Origin of the sequence: Flavobacterium stagni (genome assembly GCF_004122105.1) — a bacterium.
Classification (GTDB): Bacteria; Bacteroidota; Bacteroidia; order Flavobacteriales; family Flavobacteriaceae; genus Flavobacterium; species Flavobacterium stagni.
The window spans coordinates 124,683-144,820 of the sequence record NZ_SBKN01000005.1 but is presented as its reverse complement, the minus strand read 5'-3'; the positions used below and the strand labels follow the sequence as shown (position 1 = coordinate 144,820).

The 20,138-nt window shown below is 38.6% G+C and carries 17 protein-coding genes; 8 read left to right on the top strand and 9 right to left on the bottom strand.

Features of this window, described 5'->3' with window-relative positions; all coding sequences use genetic code 11:
• Nucleotides 1-6: 6 nt before the first annotated feature.
• Complete coding sequence (locus tag EQG61_RS09410) at nucleotides 7-2,397, top strand: penicillin acylase family protein (RefSeq protein WP_129461663.1); 2,391 nt, start codon at nucleotides 7-9, stop codon at nucleotides 2,395-2,397.
• Between the two features lie 32 nt (nucleotides 2,398-2,429).
• Here the strand turns inward: EQG61_RS09410 and EQG61_RS09405 are convergent, their stop codons facing one another.
• From EQG61_RS09405 to EQG61_RS09390, 4 genes are read right to left on the bottom strand one after another with little or no spacing between them, the layout of a single operon-like run.
• On the bottom strand, nucleotides 2,430-3,968 hold the full coding sequence (locus tag EQG61_RS09405) for a cryptochrome/photolyase family protein (protein WP_129461662.1): 1,539 nt from the start codon (nucleotides 3,966-3,968) through the stop codon (nucleotides 2,430-2,432).
• Nucleotides 3,956-5,233, bottom strand: coding sequence for a DASH family cryptochrome (locus EQG61_RS09400; RefSeq protein WP_129461661.1), 1,278 nt, complete (start codon nucleotides 5,231-5,233; stop codon nucleotides 3,956-3,958). The genes EQG61_RS09405 and EQG61_RS09400 overlap by 13 nt, the downstream gene beginning before the upstream one ends.
• 1 nt (nucleotide 5,234) lies before the next feature.
• Nucleotides 5,235-5,372 carry a DUF2256 domain-containing protein gene (locus tag EQG61_RS09395; protein WP_129461660.1) on the bottom strand — a complete coding sequence of 46 codons (138 nt, stop codon included), beginning with the start codon at nucleotides 5,370-5,372 and terminating at the stop codon, nucleotides 5,235-5,237.
• A complete protein-coding gene (locus EQG61_RS09390) occupies nucleotides 5,362-6,009 on the bottom strand; it encodes a flavin reductase family protein (protein ID WP_129461659.1) in 648 nt (215 codons plus the stop codon). Before EQG61_RS09390 ends, EQG61_RS09395 begins: the two co-directional genes overlap by 11 nt.
• Before the next feature lie 143 nt (nucleotides 6,010-6,152).
• Here EQG61_RS09390 and EQG61_RS09385 point away from each other — a divergent pair, with 143 nt between their 5' ends.
• Nucleotides 6,153-7,493: an FAD-dependent oxidoreductase gene (locus tag EQG61_RS09385; RefSeq protein WP_129461658.1), complete on the top strand. Its 1,341-nt coding sequence runs from the start codon at nucleotides 6,153-6,155 to the stop codon at nucleotides 7,491-7,493.
• Between the two features lie 41 nt (nucleotides 7,494-7,534).
• On the opposite strand, the gene EQG61_RS09380 is transcribed toward EQG61_RS09385, so the two are convergent.
• From EQG61_RS09380 to EQG61_RS09360, 5 genes are all read right to left on the bottom strand, one after another.
• Entirely contained in the window at nucleotides 7,535-10,297 is a 2,763-nt protein-coding gene (locus tag EQG61_RS09380; RefSeq protein WP_129461657.1) for a DUF7619 domain-containing protein, read from the bottom strand.
• A gap of 71 nt (nucleotides 10,298-10,368) precedes the next feature.
• A complete protein-coding gene (locus tag EQG61_RS09375) occupies nucleotides 10,369-10,731 on the bottom strand; it encodes a cupin domain-containing protein (protein ID WP_129461656.1) in 363 nt (120 codons plus the stop codon).
• Nucleotides 10,731-13,700 (bottom strand): DUF7619 domain-containing protein, encoded by a 2,970-nt coding sequence (locus EQG61_RS09370; protein ID WP_129461655.1) that lies wholly within the window; start codon nucleotides 13,698-13,700, stop codon nucleotides 10,731-10,733. The genes EQG61_RS09375 and EQG61_RS09370 overlap by 1 nt, the downstream gene beginning before the upstream one ends.
• Nucleotides 13,701-13,807: 107 nt before the next feature.
• Complete coding sequence (locus tag EQG61_RS09365; protein ID WP_129461654.1) at nucleotides 13,808-14,176, bottom strand: DMT family protein; 369 nt, start codon at nucleotides 14,174-14,176, stop codon at nucleotides 13,808-13,810.
• Nucleotides 14,176-15,681: a helicase HerA-like domain-containing protein gene (locus tag EQG61_RS09360; RefSeq protein ID WP_129461653.1), complete on the bottom strand. Its 1,506-nt coding sequence runs from the start codon at nucleotides 15,679-15,681 to the stop codon at nucleotides 14,176-14,178. The genes EQG61_RS09365 and EQG61_RS09360 overlap by 1 nt, the downstream gene beginning before the upstream one ends.
• Nucleotides 15,682-16,061: 380 nt before the next feature.
• On the opposite strand from EQG61_RS09360, the gene EQG61_RS09355 reads away from it, so the two are divergent.
• From EQG61_RS09355 to EQG61_RS09330, 6 genes are all read left to right on the top strand, one after another.
• The gene (locus EQG61_RS09355) at nucleotides 16,062-16,880 is read left to right on the top strand and encodes a MotA/TolQ/ExbB proton channel family protein (protein ID WP_129461652.1); all 819 of its coding nucleotides are present in this window, start codon (nucleotides 16,062-16,064) and stop codon (nucleotides 16,878-16,880) included.
• A gap of 36 nt (nucleotides 16,881-16,916) precedes the next feature.
• Nucleotides 16,917-17,546, top strand: coding sequence for an ExbD/TolR family protein (locus EQG61_RS09350; protein WP_129461651.1), 630 nt, complete (start codon nucleotides 16,917-16,919; stop codon nucleotides 17,544-17,546).
• Between the two features lie 12 nt (nucleotides 17,547-17,558).
• Nucleotides 17,559-18,122: an ExbD/TolR family protein gene (locus tag EQG61_RS09345; protein WP_129461650.1), complete on the top strand. Its 564-nt coding sequence runs from the start codon at nucleotides 17,559-17,561 to the stop codon at nucleotides 18,120-18,122.
• A gap of 32 nt (nucleotides 18,123-18,154) precedes the next feature.
• Nucleotides 18,155-18,958: an energy transducer TonB gene (locus EQG61_RS09340; protein WP_129461649.1), complete on the top strand. Its 804-nt coding sequence runs from the start codon at nucleotides 18,155-18,157 to the stop codon at nucleotides 18,956-18,958.
• 108 nt (nucleotides 18,959-19,066) lie between these two features.
• A complete protein-coding gene (locus EQG61_RS13925) occupies nucleotides 19,067-19,204 on the top strand; it encodes a hypothetical protein (protein WP_317127776.1) in 138 nt (45 codons plus the stop codon).
• Entirely contained in the window at nucleotides 19,188-20,129 is a 942-nt protein-coding gene (locus EQG61_RS09330; RefSeq protein ID WP_129461647.1) for a PstS family phosphate ABC transporter substrate-binding protein, read from the top strand. Before EQG61_RS13925 ends, EQG61_RS09330 begins: the two co-directional genes overlap by 17 nt.
• Nucleotides 20,130-20,138: the final 9 nt, after the last annotated feature.

Genomic DNA, 20,138 nt, shown 5'->3' with positions numbered 1-20,138 from the left:
TTCGTTATGAAAATCCTTAAGAAAATTCTATTTAGTATACTTGCCCTAGTTTTCCTTATCGTTCTAGGCGTTTTTATTTATTACAAATCCAAAGCCCCGCAATATGAAGGCGAACGTGAACTCACGGGTTTGTCCTCGGAAACCAAAGTCTATTTTGACGAATACGGTGTACCTCATATTTATGCCCAAAACCAAAAAGATGCGCTGCATGCATTAGGCTTTGTGCATGCCCAAGATCGGTTGTGGCAAATGGAATTAATGCGTCGAATTGCCCCAGGGCGATTGTCGGAATTGTTTGGGTCGAAAGCCTTAGAAAACGATCAATTTTTTTCAGGAATCGGAATTGATGAAAATTCGGCACAAGCGGTAGCTAACTTGGACAAAAATTCGGAAGCCTACCAATTGGCACAAGCCTATATCGATGGGGTAAATCAATATCTTGAAGAAGGAAAAACACCGATTGAGTTTGATTTGGTGGGCGTGAAAAAAGAACCCTTTACCATTAAAGACATGTACAATATCTTCGGATTCATGTCCTTTAGTTTTGCTATGGCACAAAAAACCGACCCGTTGCTTACGGAAATTCGTGACGAATGGGGCATGGACTATTTGGCTGATTTTGGTCTAGACGGCTCCTTAGCCAAAACCCGATTAAAATCCTATGATGGAAAAGCCAAGGACTATGCGGCCATTGCTAAGTCGGTTACCGCACTTTTAGAACAATCGCCCGTTCCGCCTTTTATCGGAAGTAACAGTTGGGTGATTGGTGCCGAAAAAACCAAAAACAACAAAGTCATTTTTGCAAACGATCCGCACATTATGTTCTCCCAACCGGGCACATGGTATGAAGCGCATATTTCCTGTCCTGGCTATGAAATGTACGGCTATTATTTGGCAGGGACACCCTTTCCGTTACTCGGTCATAATCGCGATTATGCGTATGGATTGACCATGTTTGAAAACGATGATTTGGATTTTTTCCAAGAAGAAAATCATCCGCAAAATGCCAAGCAATACAAAACAGCATCGGGGTATGCCAACTATTCGGTTCGAACCAAAACCATCAAAGTTAAAGATACCACTGATGTACAACTCACTATTAAGTCTACCCAACACGGGCCCGTGATGAATGGTTTGTTAAAAGGATTGAATGCCAAAAATCCGGTGGCGATGTCGTGGATTTATACCCAACATCCCAATCGAATTTTGGAAGCGGTGTACGGGTTGAGTCATGCCAAAAATTTGGACGATTTTCATCAGAAGGTCGGACTCGTGCATGCTCCCGGATTGAACGTGATGTATGGCGATGCAAAAAATAATATAGGTTGGATTACTTCTGGGAAATTATACAAAATGCCCGAAGGCGTGAATCCAAATTTTATATTAAATGGAGCCAATGGCAAAGACGATCAGCGCACGTTTTTACCTTTTGAAGAAAATCCGCATGCTATCAATCCCGATTGGCATTATGTGTATTCGTCCAATAACCAACCCGAACCCATCAACGGGTATTTGTACCCAGGTTATTATTTGCCCCAAGACCGAGCCAAACGCATACAGTCGTTGCTAGCAACCAAAAGCAATTGGGAACGCGCCGATGTCGAACGCATGATTAACGACCATACGTCTTTAATTTATCCCGGATTGGTGAAAAATTGGATGCAATGTGTGACCAGAGACGGATTGACATCCACTGAAAAAAGTGCTTTAGAAACTCTACAACAATGGGAGGGTACACATGCCGTTTATGATATCGCACCTACGATTTATAACAAATGGTTGTATTTTTATTTAAAAAACACCTTCCAAGACGAATTGGGAGAAGAGCGCTTTTCCTTATTCTTGGGAACGCATATACTCAAACAAATGGTGGCAGGCCAAAGTGTCAATCCCAATTCACCGTGGTGGGATGATGTGAAAACCAAAGGAATCAAAGAAACCCGAGATCAAATTGTGAATCGTTCATTTCATGAAGCCATCAAAGCATTAGAGAAACAATTAGGACCTGAATATACCAATTGGCGTTGGGGAAAAGTACATACTTTGGAACACCAACACCCGTTGGGTAAAGTCGCGGCTTTACGTCCTTTGTTCAATGTCGGCACTTTTGAAGTACCCGGTGGTAATGAAGTCATCAATAACTTATTGTTTTATTTGGCAGAAGATGGTCATTACAAAGTAGGAGGAGGCCCTTCAACCCGACGTATCATCGATTTCTCCGATGTAGAAAATAGTGTGAGTATATTACCTACGGGTCAATCGGGTGTGCGCTCCAGTCCGCATTACAACGATCAAGCCGAAATGTATGTCAAAGGCCGTTTCCGAAAAATGAAACTCAACCGCAAAGAAATTGAAGCAACGTCAACGTTATTGGTTCTAAAACCCAAAGCCAATTAATTTAAAATTCAAAATTTACAATTCTTAATAGTTTAAAAAAGGTCGGGGTTTTCGATAATTTCGGAAGCCCTCTTTTTTATAGCATACAATTCTTCGGGTTGGATTTTTCCCAATAAATTCAGCATCATGGCCATGCGTTGGTTTTTGGCAAAATAGGCTTTTTTATCATCCAAAAAATTCCAATACAAACTGTTGAACGGACAGGATTGTTCTCCCGTTCGGGATTTGACATCATAGTGGCAACCCGTGCAGTAGTTGCTCATTTTTTGAATATAACTCCCCGAGGAGACATAAGGCTTAGTAGCCAATATTCCGCCATCGGCATACTGACTCATCCCGCGGGTGTTTGGGAGTTCGACCCATTCCAATGCATCCATATAAACACCCAAATACCAGGCGTCTACCGCATCGGGATGCCGCTGGGTGAGAAGCGAAAAATTGCCAATGACCATTAGTCGTTGGATGTGATGTGCATAGGCATTTTGCAAACTCAAGCCCAAAGCATGGTGCATGCAATTCATTTTGGTTTTTCCGGTCCAATACATTTCGGGTAACGGATAAGTATTGTCCAAAGCATTCTGTTGCGCATAATCAGGCATGTGACGCCAGTAAATTCCGCGCACGTATTCGCGCCAGCCCAGTATTTGTCGCACAAATCCTTCAACTTGGGATAGTGTGATAGTGTCTTGATTTTTGTAAAAATGCAGGACTACGCGGTCCACGACTTCCTTCGGACTCACGATTTTCGTATTCATCACAAACGATAAGCGGGAATGAAAAAGGAAGGCCTGCTCGGTATGCATCGCATCTTCATAATCGCCAAAATGCGGTAACAAATGCTCGCAGAAATAGTCGAGTTGTTCCAAAGCTTCCTTTCGATTGGTTGGCCAAGCAAAAAAATGGGGTTCGATACTGCCGAAGGTTTCCACGCCGGCTTGTTCTATTTCTTTCAATAGCGAAATTACATTTTTTGGAAAAACCGCCATGGGAGGTACGGGAACTTGATTTTTGTATTTCAAACGATTATCATGGTCAAAGTTCCATTGGTTGCCCAAGGGTTCGTTCCCGACCATCAACACCTGATGTTTTTTGCGCATCATGCGGTAAAAATTTTCCATCAAGAATTGCTTTTTGCCTTCAAAAAACTGACCCAATTCTTCCCGAGTGGTGTAGAAATGTTCGGTGTCGAAAACTTGGTGCGAAATCGATAATTCTGTGCAAAAGGTTTTCAATTGCTCATCTACACGGTATTCATCTGGGAGTTGGTATTCAAAATGTTGAATGGAATAGGTGTCGAAACAATGTTGCAGAATCTCAGGCAAACTTTTTACAGCCAGTTCTTCCGTTATACGAATGTAATGCACTTCATGCCCTTGGTTTTGTAACTCTTGCGCAAAATCACGCATCGCCAAAAAGAAGCCCGTTACTTTTTGAATATGATGTTTCACATAGTCGGTTTCTTGACGCATTTCGGCCATCAAGTACAGTACAGAGGGATCTTTTTGAGTGAACCACGAATGCTTTAGATTCAATTGGTCACCCAAAATCAAGCGTAGGGTTACGTATTCCATAAATCTTGGTAGTCGTTGTTAGGGTCGTACATTTCCGCTTGACGGCGAATATTAAATTTTCGGTCGCGGGGATCGTTGCCTACACCCGAATTATATAACCAATTCCCGTAATTGGAATGTACATCGTAGTCGATTAATAGCGATTCAAACCAAGCGGCACCCGCACGCCAATCTTGTTCCCATTCTTTGGCCCAAAAACTCGCCACATTTTGACGCCCACGGTTGCTCATAAAGCCCGTAGACGCTAATTCTTTCATGTTGGCATTCACAAAGGGTTCGGGGGTTTTGCCTTGGGTCCATTTTTCAAATTTACGAGCGTTAAATTCCCATTCGTATTTTTGTTTGACAATGCCATCCAATTGAAAAATTTTGTTGCCGTGTTTTTGAGAGATGTACCGAAAATAATCGCGCCAAATCAATTCAAAAATCAACCAATAGGTATCTTCATTTTTGCATACTTCAGCTTCATATTGTTGCACTTCCCAATATATTTTTCGGGGAGAAATGCAACCGTGTGCGAGCCAAGGGGAGAACTTCGAACTGTAATTCGCACCCATCAAACCATTGCGGGTTTGTTTGTATTGGGATAAATTTTCGGTAGTAAAAAAGTAATCCTCCAAGCGCGCCAATGCTTTATTTTCGCCCCCTTTAAATGGAAAGGCTGTTCGCTTATCAGGTTGTTGCGGAGTAATGCCGCACGATTCCAAAGAAGGGATTTCGGGTGTTTCAAAATAATTGGAATCCGGCATCGGTTTGGGTTCGACCAACGTCCTTATTTTCGAAAGCTTCTCACATTTTTTGCGAAACTCTGTGAAGATTTCGGGGACTTCTTTCGCTGAACCGTACGGAATATCGTCAGGATGAAACAAGAATCCGTCCTGGAGTTGCTGCAATTCGATGTGTGGACAAGTTTGCTGCAAGGCATTGGTAACTTTTACTTCCTCATCCGTCCATTCGTATTGGGAATAAACGGTATTGATACGGTAGGTATTGACCAATTCAGGCAAATACACTTCGGGATGCCCATAATGCAAAAAAAGTGGAATATTTAAGGCTTTCAAATTGCGTTTTAATTCGCGCAAGCTTTCCCATAAAAATTGCGCTCGGTATGCACCTGTTTTGGGGAATCCATACGAAGTAGGAGCAAATTGTCTCGGGTCTATGCAATACACACCGATGACAAGTTCCGCTTGTTGAGTTGCCTTCCATAAGGCATATTGGTCTTCCGTGCGTAGGTCGTTTCGAAACCAAACCAAGTGTTTCATGTTATTTCTTGTTTTTGCGGCAGCGGTCACTGCAATATTTTACGGTTTCCCAATTCTTTTCCCATTTTTTGCGCCAACTAAACGGCAAGCCACAAGTGACGCATGTTTTTTCAGGTAAAAAGGGTTTCTTATGACTCATGTTTCAAAAGTGATTTCAGCGAATTACTCGGACGTGCATAGGCAAAGCGATCTTTCAGTTGGGGTTCGGCATAACCGTCCAATCCATTAATGGCGACAATATTTCCTTGGTCCAGCCGAATCCAGTAATCGTCTTCGAGCAGTGTCTCATTCACATAAATGGCCTCAATTGCAGCAATGACATGAATCGTATTGTTTTCAGTAATAGCATATTCATTCACATACTTACACAACAACTGCAACGGAGCACCCGAAACGAAAGGAACTTCAATTCCCTCTTTGTATTCCGATTCCAAGCCGGTCATTTCAAATTCAGAAACTCCATAATCATAAGCGGCCGAAGTTTGATGCGCTTGAGCTATAATGTCGCTGGTAATCGCATTTACAGTGAAGTACTCCGTAGTTTTGATATTGTTGTAGGTATGCCGTGGTACAGAAGCAGGACGAACGATAATTCCCAACAAAGCAGGATCACTGCCCAAATGGGTGATGCTAGAAAAAATGGCTACATTTTCAAAACCGTCAACCGAACAGGTGGCTATTAAATTCGCCGACTTGTACCCCATGCAACTGTTGATCAGATTCAGACGGGGGACTTTCGGGAGTTCACTGAATTCGGATCGCGTAATTCTTTTCATCACTTTTTTTGTCAAAGATAAGTTTGTTTAATAAAATAAATAAAATATTAAACAAAATTTAGGTTTTGACGTAATTTTTGCCTTACAATTCGGTGACGTTCGGATAATATTGAGTATTTTTGTCCAACTTTTTTACAATTACAATGCAAACGCCACAAAGAATTGCCATTGTAGGCTCCGGATTAGTGGGCACTTTATTGGCAATTTACCTCAAAAAACAAGGGCATACCGTACATGTTTACGACCGTAGTGCAGATATTCGCACCGTAGAGTTTTCAGGTCGTTCCATCAATTTAGTGATGTCAGATCGCGGTTGGAAAGCACTCGCCGATATTGGTTTGGATGAGGAAATTAGGCGCATTGGAATTCCCGTTGACAAACGCGCCATTCACATGAAAGACGGCAATTTGACCTACCAAAATTATGGTAAGGAAGGCGAAGCCATTTTTTCGTTATCGCGTGGCGTTTTGAATCGAAAAATGATTGATTTGGCAGAAGCCGCTGGTGTAGAATTCTTTTTTGAATACCGTATTTGGGATGTGACGTTAGCCGAAGCAACGCTTCATATTGGAGAAACTGAAAAAGGACCGTGGTCCGATTTAAAATACGATAAAGTTTTTGGTGCCGATGGGGCGTTTTCACGTATTCGCCACCGTATGCAACGCCAAAGTATGTTTGATTATTCGCAGGAATTCATGAAGATTGGCTACAAAGAATTGCACATTCCCGCCAATCCCGATGGTTCCCATAAAATTGATAAAAATTCCTTACACATTTGGCCCCGCGGTAACTTTATGTTAATGGCGTTGGCCAATTTGGATGGAACTTTTACCTGTACGTTATTTATGCCGTTTGAAGGGGAAAATTCCTTTGAACAATTGAACAATGAAACGGCTTTGGTGAATTTCTTTGCCGAATATTTCCCAGATACCGCAGCCGTGATTCCTGATTTGGTAAGCGATTTCTTCAAGAATCCGACGAGTTATTTGGCCATTATGAAATGCTATCCGTGGACTTTTGAAGATAAAGTCGCTTTAATTGGCGATTCGGCTCATGCTATTGTGCCGTTTTATGGCCACGGGATGAATGCCGGTTTCGAAGATATTACTGTTTTAAACCAGTTGATTGAAGAATTGGGTGACGATTGGAAAGCCATTTTCCGCGCCTATGAAAAATCGCGCAAACCCAATGCCGATGCCATTGCCGAGTTGTCCCGACGCAATTTTGTGGAAATGAGTACCAAAACCGCCGATGCGAATTTCTTGTTACAAAAGAAAATTGAAAAATGGTTTTCCGACAAACATCCTGATAAATGGATGCCGCTTTACAGTCGGGTGACCTTCAGTTTACAGCCTTACTCGGAAGCATTAGCCATTGGTGACTACCAAAATGCCATTATGGAAGAGGTGATGAAATTACCCAACATCGAAGAAATTTGGAATAGTCCTGAAGTCGAAGAAAAAATCATCGCACTTTTACAATAATTTAAAAAGCCCAATCTATCAAATGATTGGGCTTTTTTGTTTTATTCTTTTACAATTTTGTAGGTTGCAGTTCCTTGATCAGTATTGATCTTTAGAAGATATATTCCATTTTCACGATTAGAAAAATCCACAACTGCAGTTGAACCTTGTGTATTTTGAACACTAATCTGTCGCCCTTGAAGATCATACAAACTAATTTCTAGAAGTACTAGTTTAGAATCGATAGTTATTCGATCGCGAGTTGGATTAGGAGCTATTTGCAATTGATTGGCCAAAAAGATGTTGTTGTTTAAAGCCGTTACCGTAGTTGTAGCTGTATTTGTAATAATCGGGTAATTAAAGTCGAAATAAATTGCCCCAGTATTCGTGATAACATCATTGAGTACTAAATTGGTTAGGGTTTTAATTTTAAAAGCAACATATCCTTGACTCGCAGTCACATTTTGAATCATAGGAGGTAAATTGATTCCCTCAAAAATAAAACTTACCGAATTGTTATAGCGCTCTGTTCGCATGGAATGGGAACTTCCAATAATTTGCAACGTAGAAACGTCAAACATGGAAGTGTTTATTACATCATTTATGGCAACATTAACAGCAGGAGCATTGCCTTCATTTTGAAAACGGATGCGGTAATGAAGATAATCGCCTACTTTTTGTGTTGAAATTGCAGCACCTTCTAAGCACGTTTTATCATTTGGATCAAATGAATTTACAATGGTTTGGATGAGTGTAAAAGTGTTGTTATTTGGTGTTAAATCATTGTTCGTTGGTGTTCCCGTAACTGTAAATGTCAAAACATCGCCTAAGTTTAAAGGTGGATTTTGTGTGGGTGTGTTGAATTGAAAAGTGGCAAATAAGGAGCGACTTTCAAAAGGTAATAAGTTGCTATAGCTCCAAGACAGCGTATTGGTTGTATTGGTATAAGGATTCGTTGTTCCAGCATTTTGTAAATCCATTACGGCATCGTCATAATTCAAAGTAAGTGTACCCGAAAGCGGTTGGTTACCTTTGTTTTTGAATACAATTTGATAAGCTACTTGAATACCTGGACGCACCTCAGTTGAAGGAACTAATGTCACCTCCAAGTCATTTTTTATTCCATTTGGGCTAATACAGAAATCTTGAATATAGACATTCAAGTTCGTGTTGTTCCAACTGAATGTAGCAGAATTAGGATTGATAAAGAAATAATTAGGGTCGACAGCAACTGATGCTGTATATTGACCAGCAGAAGGATACAGTTGGTAGTTGCCAAAGCCATCAGTAAATGTTGCAAATGTTGTAGCGCCTGAAATGACTTGAACCGGTACATTGCTTACAACGCTGTCGGTTGGGTCACAACCATTTCCATTTCCATCATACCGAACGGTTCCCGTTAATCGATTGCCAGAATTGAAATCGCAATACGGTAACACTAACGGATTTTGAACCGAATTAAAGTAATTCGAGTTTGTTAATATTGTGGTGAAATCTGCAATATTAAAGGGTGCAGTACATACTTTGTTTAAGTTAGGACTATAATAGATATAGGATGTTCCTGTTAATAGTCCAATTATGCGAAGTCCATTATTTGCATTTAAATAGGTTAATTGAGCATTGTAATCAAAATTGATGAATCGAACTTTACTGTTGTTTGAAAAATCAATTGAGGTTAACGGGGTGTTATGAATTCCTAATCGGGTAACATTTTGTAACGGACTAAGATCAACTTGAGTTAAGGTTGTATTGTACATGTTGAAAAAGTCAAGTTCTGTCAACGCACCAATAGAGTTAATTTGGGATAATTGGGGGCTACCAAAAGTTAGGTATTTCAAAGAATTTAACCCCAAGAAATCAAGTAAAGGAGCAGGGTTGTCTTTACAAGTTAAATGTACAAGTTGTCCAAGGTTGGTGAAATTGAATGCATTGATTTCGTTGTTTTGGCAATAAAGTTCTTTCAGTGCCCCTGAATTACTCAGGTTGATTGAAGTAATGTTATTTTCATTACAATTCAATATTTCAAGAGATGGAATAGTGGAGATATCCAAACTTGAAAGCTGCCCATTGGAACAGTCTAATCTTTTTAGAGAGGGAAGGTTAAATAAAGCAATGCTAGGCAGATTGATGTTTTGACAAACTATAGTGTCGAGGGTTTGATTATTAGCAATAGTCAAACTTGTAAAAGGGTTGTTGCTACAATTTAGATAATTTAAAGCTGTAAATCCAGTTAAGTTTATTTGAGATAATTCGGTATTTACACAAAAATAGCGTTCAATTGTATTCGGATTTGGGAATGAAATGGGAAACGCCGCATTGTTATGTGTAGCTAATTGTTTTAAATTAATAAGATTAGTAAGGTTTAACGAAGTTAAATTACCTGAATTGATATTGAGTATTTCCAGATTTGTTAAATTGGAAATGTCCAAATTCGGCACAGGTGAATTATAGATTATTAAGTCGGTGAGTTGTGTTACGTTTGATAAAGGATAATTGGTCGCGGTAACATTAATCAACCATAAGTCGGTCAGATTCACTAAAGCGTTGACGTTTAAATCGGTTACCGATAGGTCCTCTAGTTTTAAGAAGGTCAGATTTTGAAACGCTTCCAAACCGGTCAAATCGGATATGTCTAAACCTCCGATTTCCATTTCAGTGAGTGTTAAGGCTTCTGAAACTTCAATTTCATTATTAAAGTTTGCATCCAGATTACTATAGTTGAAAAGGATGCGTTGCTTAAAATCAGGGTCGTTAAAAAGAACAATTTGACTTGAGGACAGCTGATAAAGGAAGCAGAAAGTGATAGTGAGGAGAATTTTTTTCATGGCTTTTTCTTTTTACAGTAGATGAACAAATCCAAAATTGGTTGCGCCTACTAGTAGAAAAAAGCTACAATTTATTCTTCCCTATGCACTTTGGTAAAATCAAATGCGGGTCGGCATACCGAAATATATTCACACGCTTCATCAAACGGATTCGAATATTGTACTCGAGTGTTTTCTGCTATTCGAATCGATTGGCCTGCTTCTAAAATTACAGTCTCACCTTCAATAATAAATTGCTTTTTCCCCGAAATAATATAGGTATATTCTTCAAATTCGGGTGTTTGAAAGGGTTCGCTCCAATGCGGTGGCGCAACCATGTGTGCAATCGAAATCGCTTCATTTTGGGTAGCCACCCGACCGTGATGTTCTTCAATTAATTTGCCGTCAGTAGTGGGAACTACAAAGGGTGTAGATTGGATTTGGTATTTTTTCATTAGTCTTTTACAATTTTGTGAACAGCCGTTCCGGAAGCGGTTCTAACTTTCACAAAGTAAATTCCTTTTGGGTATTTTTCAAAATTCAATTGCGTAGCCATTTCATTTTGAATTTGTACTTCCAATACTCGCCCTTGATGATCCAAAATTTGAACGGATTCAATCAACTGTTTTGCTTTCACTTGCAAGGTATTTTGAACCGGATTCGGATACACAGTTACGCCTTCAAGAGCCACTTCTTCTACTCCCAAATTCGTAAACGTTGTTTGTGCTGTATTGGTCACAATCGGGAAGTTGTAGTCAAAATAAATAGAAGCCGTATTGTTTACGGTACTACCGTTGGTCAAATTTGTTTTGGTTTTGATTTTAAAAAGCACATAGCCGTGACTACCGGGTTCGTCTACTTGTTCGCCTGGAAGCATAATATTCGGGAATATAAATTCGACTTGATTGCCATTGACAATGCGCGAACTTGAATCGTGGGACGTACTGATGAGTTGTAACGTAGCAATGTCAAATTTGGTGGTATCGATAATGTCTTTGATCACTACATTTTCAGCGGGTGCATTTCCGGTATTTTGAAAACGAATTTGATAATGCAAATAGTCTCCAATTTTGGTGGTTGAAACGGTACTGCCTTCCAAACACATTTTATCATTGGGGTCAAAGGAACCCACCACCCCATCTGTATACGTAAATTGATTATCTTCCGTACTCATGTCTCCAGATATCGGTGTGATTTGAGCTGTGTATGTAAGTTGGTCGTTAATATTTATGGCTGGAGTTTCTGTTGGTGAATTGATATTGAGTGTAACCAAGATTTCACGTGTTTCAAATGGTAATAAATTCGTGTAATTCCATGTCAACACTCCGGTATTTATAGAGTTTGGATTTACACTGGCATTTAGGAAATCCATAACCGAATCGTCAAAATTAAAAGTTAGGGAGCCGTTCATGATTTGATTCCCTTTATTGGCATAAATGACGCGATAAACAGCATCAAAGCCTGGTCGTGCCGGGAAATAAGGTAAAATAGAAATTTCTAAATCAGGATTTACACCTGTTGGCGTAATGCAAAAATTGACCGGTATTTGTGTGTTGGTAGTAGTAAAAGTCACACTTTGAGGACTTGATCCAGATGTAAAATAGGGGTTTTGGAAACTAGGAGTCAAAGTGTAGGTTCCTTGTCCAACATGAAAATTGAATAATCCATTGTTGTGTGTGAATGTACTTCCAGATAATGTTGATCCATCCGTAAGGTTAATTCGAATAAAATCGGGATGGATATCTGTATTATCACACCCATTTCCATTGATATCTAAAGTTACAGTTCCTTGAATAGTGTTGTAGGAACCTCCAGGAACAAAGCTACAATACGAGTTCACACTCACATTAGGTCCCGTATTTTGGTACGATTGTACTTCATTATCATCAACACAGATATACATTAAATTGGGGAGCATGCTTAATACCATGTTGTTGCCATTCCAAACACCGTTTTTAGCGAGGATGTATTTTAAATTTTGACAATTAAAAAAGAAACTATTAAAGAATGGATCCACTTGAGTAGTCATATCCACAGTTTCAAGATTATTGCAATTTTGAAAATATATATTTGATAATTGAGTATTGGCATTTAGATCGATCTGGGAAATTGGAATCGAATTTAAATTAAGATATTTTAAAAGAGTCAAATTAGATATTGATAATGATTGTAAGGGCAATCCGAAAAGTGATAAGCTTTCCAAAAGATTGTTTTGTGAAAAATCCAAATTTGCAATGGATGGACTGCCACAATACAAAACTTTTAATTGTTGAAGTGGTGTCAAATCTAGACTTGTAATGGAATTACCTAAAATATATAATTGTTCTAATTGGGTTAAATTGGATGTTGTGAAAACAGAAATCTGACTGTTGTTTTGAATATTCACAATTTTTAAATTCCCATTTTGAGACAGATTGATTTGACTAAGATTATTGTCACTCACCTGAAATTCTTCAAGTGTCGGATTGTTGGAAACATTTAAAGATGTAAGGCCAACTTTCTTAAGAATAAGATATTTTAAAAGGGGATTGTTTTGAAGGTTTACAGTAGTTAAAGGTTGGGTTGGGGTATCTTGATTTTGAATATCTAAACGAATTAATTGGGACAGCTGACTTACATCCAACTGATTAATTGGACAACCACAAATCAGTTCTTTTAGGTTCGTTGTGCCAGTTAAATCAAGAGTAGTGATGAGATCGCTTCCTATATTTACATATTCCAAATTGGGTTTGTTATTTAAAGCAATAGAGGGCAACGAATAAGCTCCGGGAATTGTAATCGATTTTAAATTCTGCAATGCGTTAATTGTCAATGAAGTTAAATTGCCTGTTGGGCCGTCTAAAACGACTGTTTCTAAAGCTGTATTAGCGTTTAAATTCAAAGTTGAAAAATTCTGAGTTCTGACTAAAAGCGTTTTTAAAGCTGTTAAACTAGATATTGATAATGTTGATAAGTTAGGGTCGTTCTTTATTTCAAGAAACTCAATTGAAGGATTGGAATTGAAATTGAGCTGTGCAATTGGAGTGGATAATTGAATTATTAATTTTTTTAAATTGACAAATTGAGGTAAAAATTGAGCCGAATTGGCATTATGATCCATCAATGTAAGTTCTTGTAAAGCTGGTAAAGTGGTAAAAGGCGTAAAAGTTGTTCCTGTATAAGAAAACAAAGTAAGTTTGTTCAAGTTCACAAAAGCCTCTATTCCAGTGAAATTGGTAATGCTTTGCGCAAATAATGTAAGTTCGGTTACTGCTTGAGCTTCACTTACTTGAATTTCATTGTCACCATTAGTATCAATGATGGGATTGGAACCACTAGGATTTAATAAATAATATTTCAATGTGGTATCCGGAATTGTTACGATTTGAGCTTGGGTTGTTAAACCGAATGATAGTAAACAGATAAAGAAGATAATTTTTTTCATAAGGCATTGACTTAATAGTATCAAATATAGAAAAAAATACTACACAAAAAGCTGTAATAGATTCTACAGGTGGTTTTAACGATTCAGCTTCAAGTTTGATTGAGTATTTATTTTTTAAAAATAAAATACACTGCCAAAATCAAAAACGTAAAACCCACCAAATGATTCCAACGCAAGCTTTCATTTTTGAAAAACAATAACGAAAAAATCACAAAAATGACCAACGTTATCACTTCTTGAATCACTTTTAATTGGAGCAGTGAAAAAGGGCCGCCATTGCCTTCGTAGCCTATTTTATTCGCAGGCACTTGAAAGCAATATTCAAAAAAGGCCATGCCCCAACTGAGCAAAACAATCGTTATCAAGCCCGCGTTTTCAAACCATTTCAGTTCTTTAAATTTTAAATGACCGTACCAAGCCAGCGTCATAAAAATATTGGATAAAACCAATAAACCAATCGTGATGATACTTTTCATTATTTCATTAATTTACTTAAAACACCAAAAACCCCACGAATGAAACTCGCACTCGTCACTACTTTAACTACCGATTTTCCGATGGTTTCACCCATAGATGGTCCCTGTTCTTCCTTTTTTTCAACTTCTGGAGTTGCAGGAGCAGCGTAAGCCGATTCAATTTTTTGCGTGAGCAATTCATAAGCACTCTCCCGATCCAGGTTTTCTTGGTACTTTTTTACCAATTTCGAGCGTTGGTTGACAGCGTCAATTTCGTGCGGTTCGAGAATATTCATCCGACTCTCGGGCGCACGTAATACCGTAGCGGCAAGGGGAGTGGGAATGCCTTTTTCGTTTAATGCCGTTACCAAGGCTTCTCCGATTCCAAGGGAAGTTAGCAATTCTTCTGTATTGTAAAATTCAGTTTCGGGATAATTTTCAGCAGTTTCTTTAATCGCTTTGCGATCGTTAGCGGTAAACGCCCGTAATGCATGTTGGATTTTCAATCCCAATTGTGCTAAAATCCCTTTGGGAATATCCATTGGATTTTGAGTAATGAAGTAAATACCAATCCCTTTGGAACGAATCAATTTGATGATGGTTTCAATTTGGTCCAAAAGGGCATCGCTAGCTTCATCAAAGAGTAAATGCGCTTCATCAATAAAAACGACCAATTCGGGTTGGTCAACATCGCCGCGTTCGGGCATTTTTTGATAGATTTCAGCGAGCAAACTTAACATGAATGTCGAAAATAACTTGGGTTTGTCCTGAATGTCGGTCAGCCGGATAATGTTGACATAGCCTTTGCCATTTTCATCAATGCGCATCAAATCTTCGATTTCGAATGACAATTCTCCGAAGAATATATCGCAGCCTTGTTGTTCCAATTCAATGATTTTTCGCAAGATGGTTCCTGTGGTTGCCGTTGAAATCTTGCCGTAATCGGCCGCGATGACTTCTTTACCTTCCTCAGTGATGTAATTGAGTACCTTTTTGATGTCTTTTAAATCCAACAAAGGCATTTTTTGATCGTCACAAAATTTGAAAATTACGGCCATGACGCCCGCTTGTGTGTCATTCAATGAAAGAATGCGGGAAAACAAAACGGGTCCAAATTCAGATACGGTTGCACGAAGTCGAACACCATCCTGAGCTGATAGACTCATTAATTCCACCGGGAAGCCATTGGGTGTGTAGGGAATTCCAATCTTACTGTGGCGTTCAGTTATAAAAGATTGCTCCGTGCCAGGTTGTGCAATCCCCGAAAAATCACCTTTGATATCCATCATCAACACCGGAATTCCTTGAAATGAGAGTTGTTCAGAAAGGACTTGTATCGTTTTTGTTTTTCCAGTTCCCGTAGCTCCTGCAATCAATCCGTGGCGGTTCATGGTGCGCAACGGAATTTCGATTTTGGCTTCAGCGATGATTTGACCGTTGTATTGTGCAGCTCCTAGCAATAATTTGCCGCCTTTAAATGAATACCCTTCTTGGATTTTAGTGGTGAATGAAGTGGATGAATTCATAGCAAGTTTCGTTTTGAATTATAGGCTAATTTACTACAATATTGTGGTGCGTAAAATTTGATTTTTTAAAAAATTTTCAATTAGTTTTCCAACCCTTTTGACAAAAAAAGGCTCTTTTAAATAATAAAGACGAATATCGAATCGTTTTAACAATGTTAACTTAAGGTTAAGCATAAAATTATTAGCACAATTATTAGTGAATCTTTAGAAAATCGGCAGATTTAGTCAAGTTTCTCACAATGAAGGGTATGATTTGAGAGAATGTTATAAAAGACCAAAAAAGTTTTTTTTTTTGAACTAAAAAATTAAATTTGCTCCAATTCAAGTTTATTTACAACTAATAGCTTATAAATTATTAAAAACTTAAAAATTTTTAAAAAATGGCAAACGCAAAAAACGCAAATGGGTCAAACGGCGGTAACTACTTTTCCGCAATTGTAATTGTATTATGTATTTTCGTAGGATGGATTGTATGGAATTTCATCATGGGTGCAGGTTCTAACTTCGAAGGAGGGACAAACGAAGGTCACCCACTACCTGGTAACTATTTAGCAATGGTATATAAGGGAGGTCCAATCGTACCTGTACTTATGGGATTATTGTTAATGGTAGTTACTTTTTCATTCGAAAGATTTTTCGTGATTTCTAAAGCGGCTGGAAAAGGAAACTTAGATACTTATTTAAAACAAGTTCAAGCAAGCATTGCTCAAGGAAACATTGATGATGCAATTGCAGCATGTGACAGACAACAAGGTTCAGTAGCGAATGCTATTCGAGCAGCTTTGGTTAAATATAATGATGTTAAAAAAGAAGGGTTTAGCTCTGAAGAAGCGGCTGAAATGATTCACAAAGAAATCGAAGAAGCGACTTCATTGGAAATGCCAATGTTAGAGAAAAACATGACGATTTTATCGACGTTAGTTTCTTTAGGTACATTAGCAGGTCTTTTAGGTACAGTAACAGGTATGATTAAAGCGTTCGGGGCATTAGCAACAGCAGGTACTCCTGACCAAGCGATGTTGGCAAACGGTATCTCTGAAGCGTTGATCAATACAGCTACAGGTATCTCAACTTCTGCTTTAGCAATTGTAACTTACAACTTGTTTACTTCTAAAATTGATACCCTTACGTATTCAATTGACGAAGCAGGTACTGCTATCGTTAATCAATACCGTAAAATGAAAGGAAGCTTAAAATAATTTTTAGCGTAACCAAATAATCAAAAAGAAGTAATTATGGCAAAAGTTAAAATGTCCAAGAAAGCGGCGTCTATTGATATGACGGCGATGTGTGACGTTGCGTTCCTTTTGCTTACATTCTTTATCCTTACGGCTACCGCTAAAAATCCGGAACCGCTTCCAGTAGAAACACCAAATTCCACCGTACAATCGAAATTGCCTGAAGATAATTTGGCAGTGATTACTATCGGTGACGGAGACAAAGTGTTCTACGGAATCAAAGGAAGAGAAGTTCGCAAAAGAACTCTTGAATTGATGGGTGACATGTACAATATTCAATTTACCGACAAAGAAAAAGATGAGTTCGCGTTGATTGAAGAATTTGGTGCTCCAATTGAAGCATTAAAGCAAGTTATCGCCATGAAAGGAGCAGATCGTAACAAAAAAGGAGTACAACCGGGTATTCCTCACGATACACTAAATGATAACAAGGAAAATCAGTTGAAAGACTGGATTTATACATCACGTCAAGCAAATATTGATGTTCAACAAGAACAATTGAATTTTGCAATTAAAGGCGATGCGAAAGAGCAATATCCAAAAGTGAAACAAATTATGGATGAGCTTCAGAAACAAAAGGTGAATAGCTTTAGCTTAGTAACCGGTTTAAGAGGTAAAAACTATTAATCCCAAGAAGAAATGGCTGAATTAAATACCAACGACGGTGGTGGCAAGAAAGGCGGGGGCAAGGTTCGCAGTAAAAAACAAAATTCCAAAGTAGACTTAACGGCTATGGTGGATTTGGCGTTCCTTTTGATCACGTTCTTTATGTTGACAACCACCTTGTCGAAACCTCAGGCAATGGATCTGGGATTGCCTGATAAAGAAGATAACCCAAGGGATAATACAGAAATCAAAGTAGACCAACGTCGTACGATGACAATCATCTTAGGGGCTAACGATAAAATCGAATGGTTTCATGGATTACTTGCAACTCCAGAACCAGGAGGAAAACCGACACAGACTACCCATGGTCGTGAAGGAATTCGTAAAGAAATATTAAAGCGCGTAGCTTCGGTTCCTCAAGTAACAGGGAATAAGGATAAAGGATTGATTGTAATCATCAAACCAACAGCTAAGTCTTCTTATAAAAACTTAGTAGATATTTTGGATGAAATGGCAATTTGTTCGGTTCCTACCTATGCAATTGTAAATGATTTTTCTCCTGAAGAAAAGGCATTGGCAGAAAAGTTAAATAAGTAATAACCACTCTTGCAGTACAAAATTTATAACGTATGAAACTAGACTTGTTAAAAAAACAATGGTTGGACATCGTTTTCGAAGGACGTAACAAGAGTTATGGTGCTTACGATTTACGTATGAAAGACGGGAATACCAATATGAAAGCTTTCATTATTGGTGCTGTCATTTTTTCTGTGGCTGTAGCAACGCCAAAAATCGCTGAGTTTATCAGTTCTGCAACAGCAGATGATAGTGCGACTATGGATACCAAAATTAGAACGGTAAAATTGCCGCCCAAAGAAGAAAAACCTAAAGAGAATCTTCCACCACCACCACCGCCACCTCCAAAAGTGGATCAGGTGAAATTCGTGAAGCCTGTTGTGGCTAAAACCGAAGAGGTAACTGAAGAACCACCAAAAATGGAAGAAATCAAGGATAAAAACTTGGGTAAAGAAGATATCAAAGGGGATCCGAATGCTGTACTTACAGTTGAGCCTCCAGGAAATGGTCCTGCGCAACAAGAAGTTGTAGAAGACAATACCATTTATAGCTCTGCAGGTATCGAAGTTAAGCCTGATTTCCCAGGAGGTATCGCTAAGTTTTACAGTTTTATTCAGAAAAACTACGTGGCTCCAGACGAGCCGGGCTTGAAAGGTCAGGTTTTCGTTTCTTTCGTAGTGGAAAAAGACGGTTCTTTGACGGATATCAAAATTTTACGCGATATCGGTTACGGTACTGGGAAAGAGGCAGAACGTGTGTTACGCAAATGCCCACGTTGGACACCCGCTGAACAAAATGGTAAAAAAGTAAGATGTTCGTACCAGATTCCAATTAAAATTGAAACTCCGGAAGAATAATTTATGCTTGATACATTTAGATCAAACTATAAGAAGAAATCGCTTAAAGGGCGATTTCTTCTATTTATAGGAATTTTGTTCTTTTTGATTTATTTAACATTAGGGTTAATGATCATATTTTGGGAAAAAATTCCGCTTCGCATGGAACAAAATTATCGGTATGCTTTTGGCGGACTCTTAATTGTCTATGCTTTTTTTAGATTTATTCGTTATTTAAGTCCGAACTCTGATGAAGAGGAACAATAAGAAAACGTCCTATACAACCTATATTTCAGCGTTGTTTTTACTGCTAATGTTGGGAGTTGGATTGTTTATTTCATGTAAACAAAATGATCCTAATGCAAAAGATACCATTTTGCACGGAAAAGCAACAGTATATGTTGACGAATCCTTATTGCCAATTGTTTCTGATCAAGCATTGGTTTTTGAAACCACGTATGAAGCGAAATTGGACATTCAACCTTTGTCAGAAAAAGAAGTAATTAATGCATTGTCAAAGAAAAAAGCAGGAATTGCTATTTTGGCCCGTAAATTAAATACGAACGAAAATAAATTCTTTGCCGCTCATAAAATTGTTCCTCGCGAAACACCTTTTGCTTTAGATGCTTTAGCCTTGATTCGCAACAACAAAGAGCAAGATACCACCATCGTTTTACAAGATGTTCTGGATTACCTTAAAGGCAAAAAAAATACCATAAAGGGATTGGTGTTTGATAATCCCAATTCGGCAAGTGTGCGCTATATGATGGAACTAGCACAAATAACGGAATTGCCTCAAGAAGGCGTTTATTCTGTTAAGAATAGTAAAGAAGTCATTCAATATGTAGCGGAACATGAAGGATTAATTGGTGTAGTAGGAAGCAATTGGTTGTTCGAACCCGCAGCTGATCTCAAACCATTTGTAGATCAAGTACACGAATTGGCTGTAAAAGGCGTTAATGGGAAGTATGTATATCCTACACAAGAAAGCATAGGAACCAATCAATATCCTTTGGCACGTGTTTTGTACATCGTCAATTGTCAAGGTTATGAAGGACTCGGAATTGGTTTCGCTTCTTTCATCGCCGGCGAGAAAGGACAACGCATCGTGCTAAAATCCGGCATCGCACCGGTTCGGGAACCCGGTCGCAAAATCGTCACCCGAAAACAAATCGAAAAAACACATAATTAAAATTTGAAT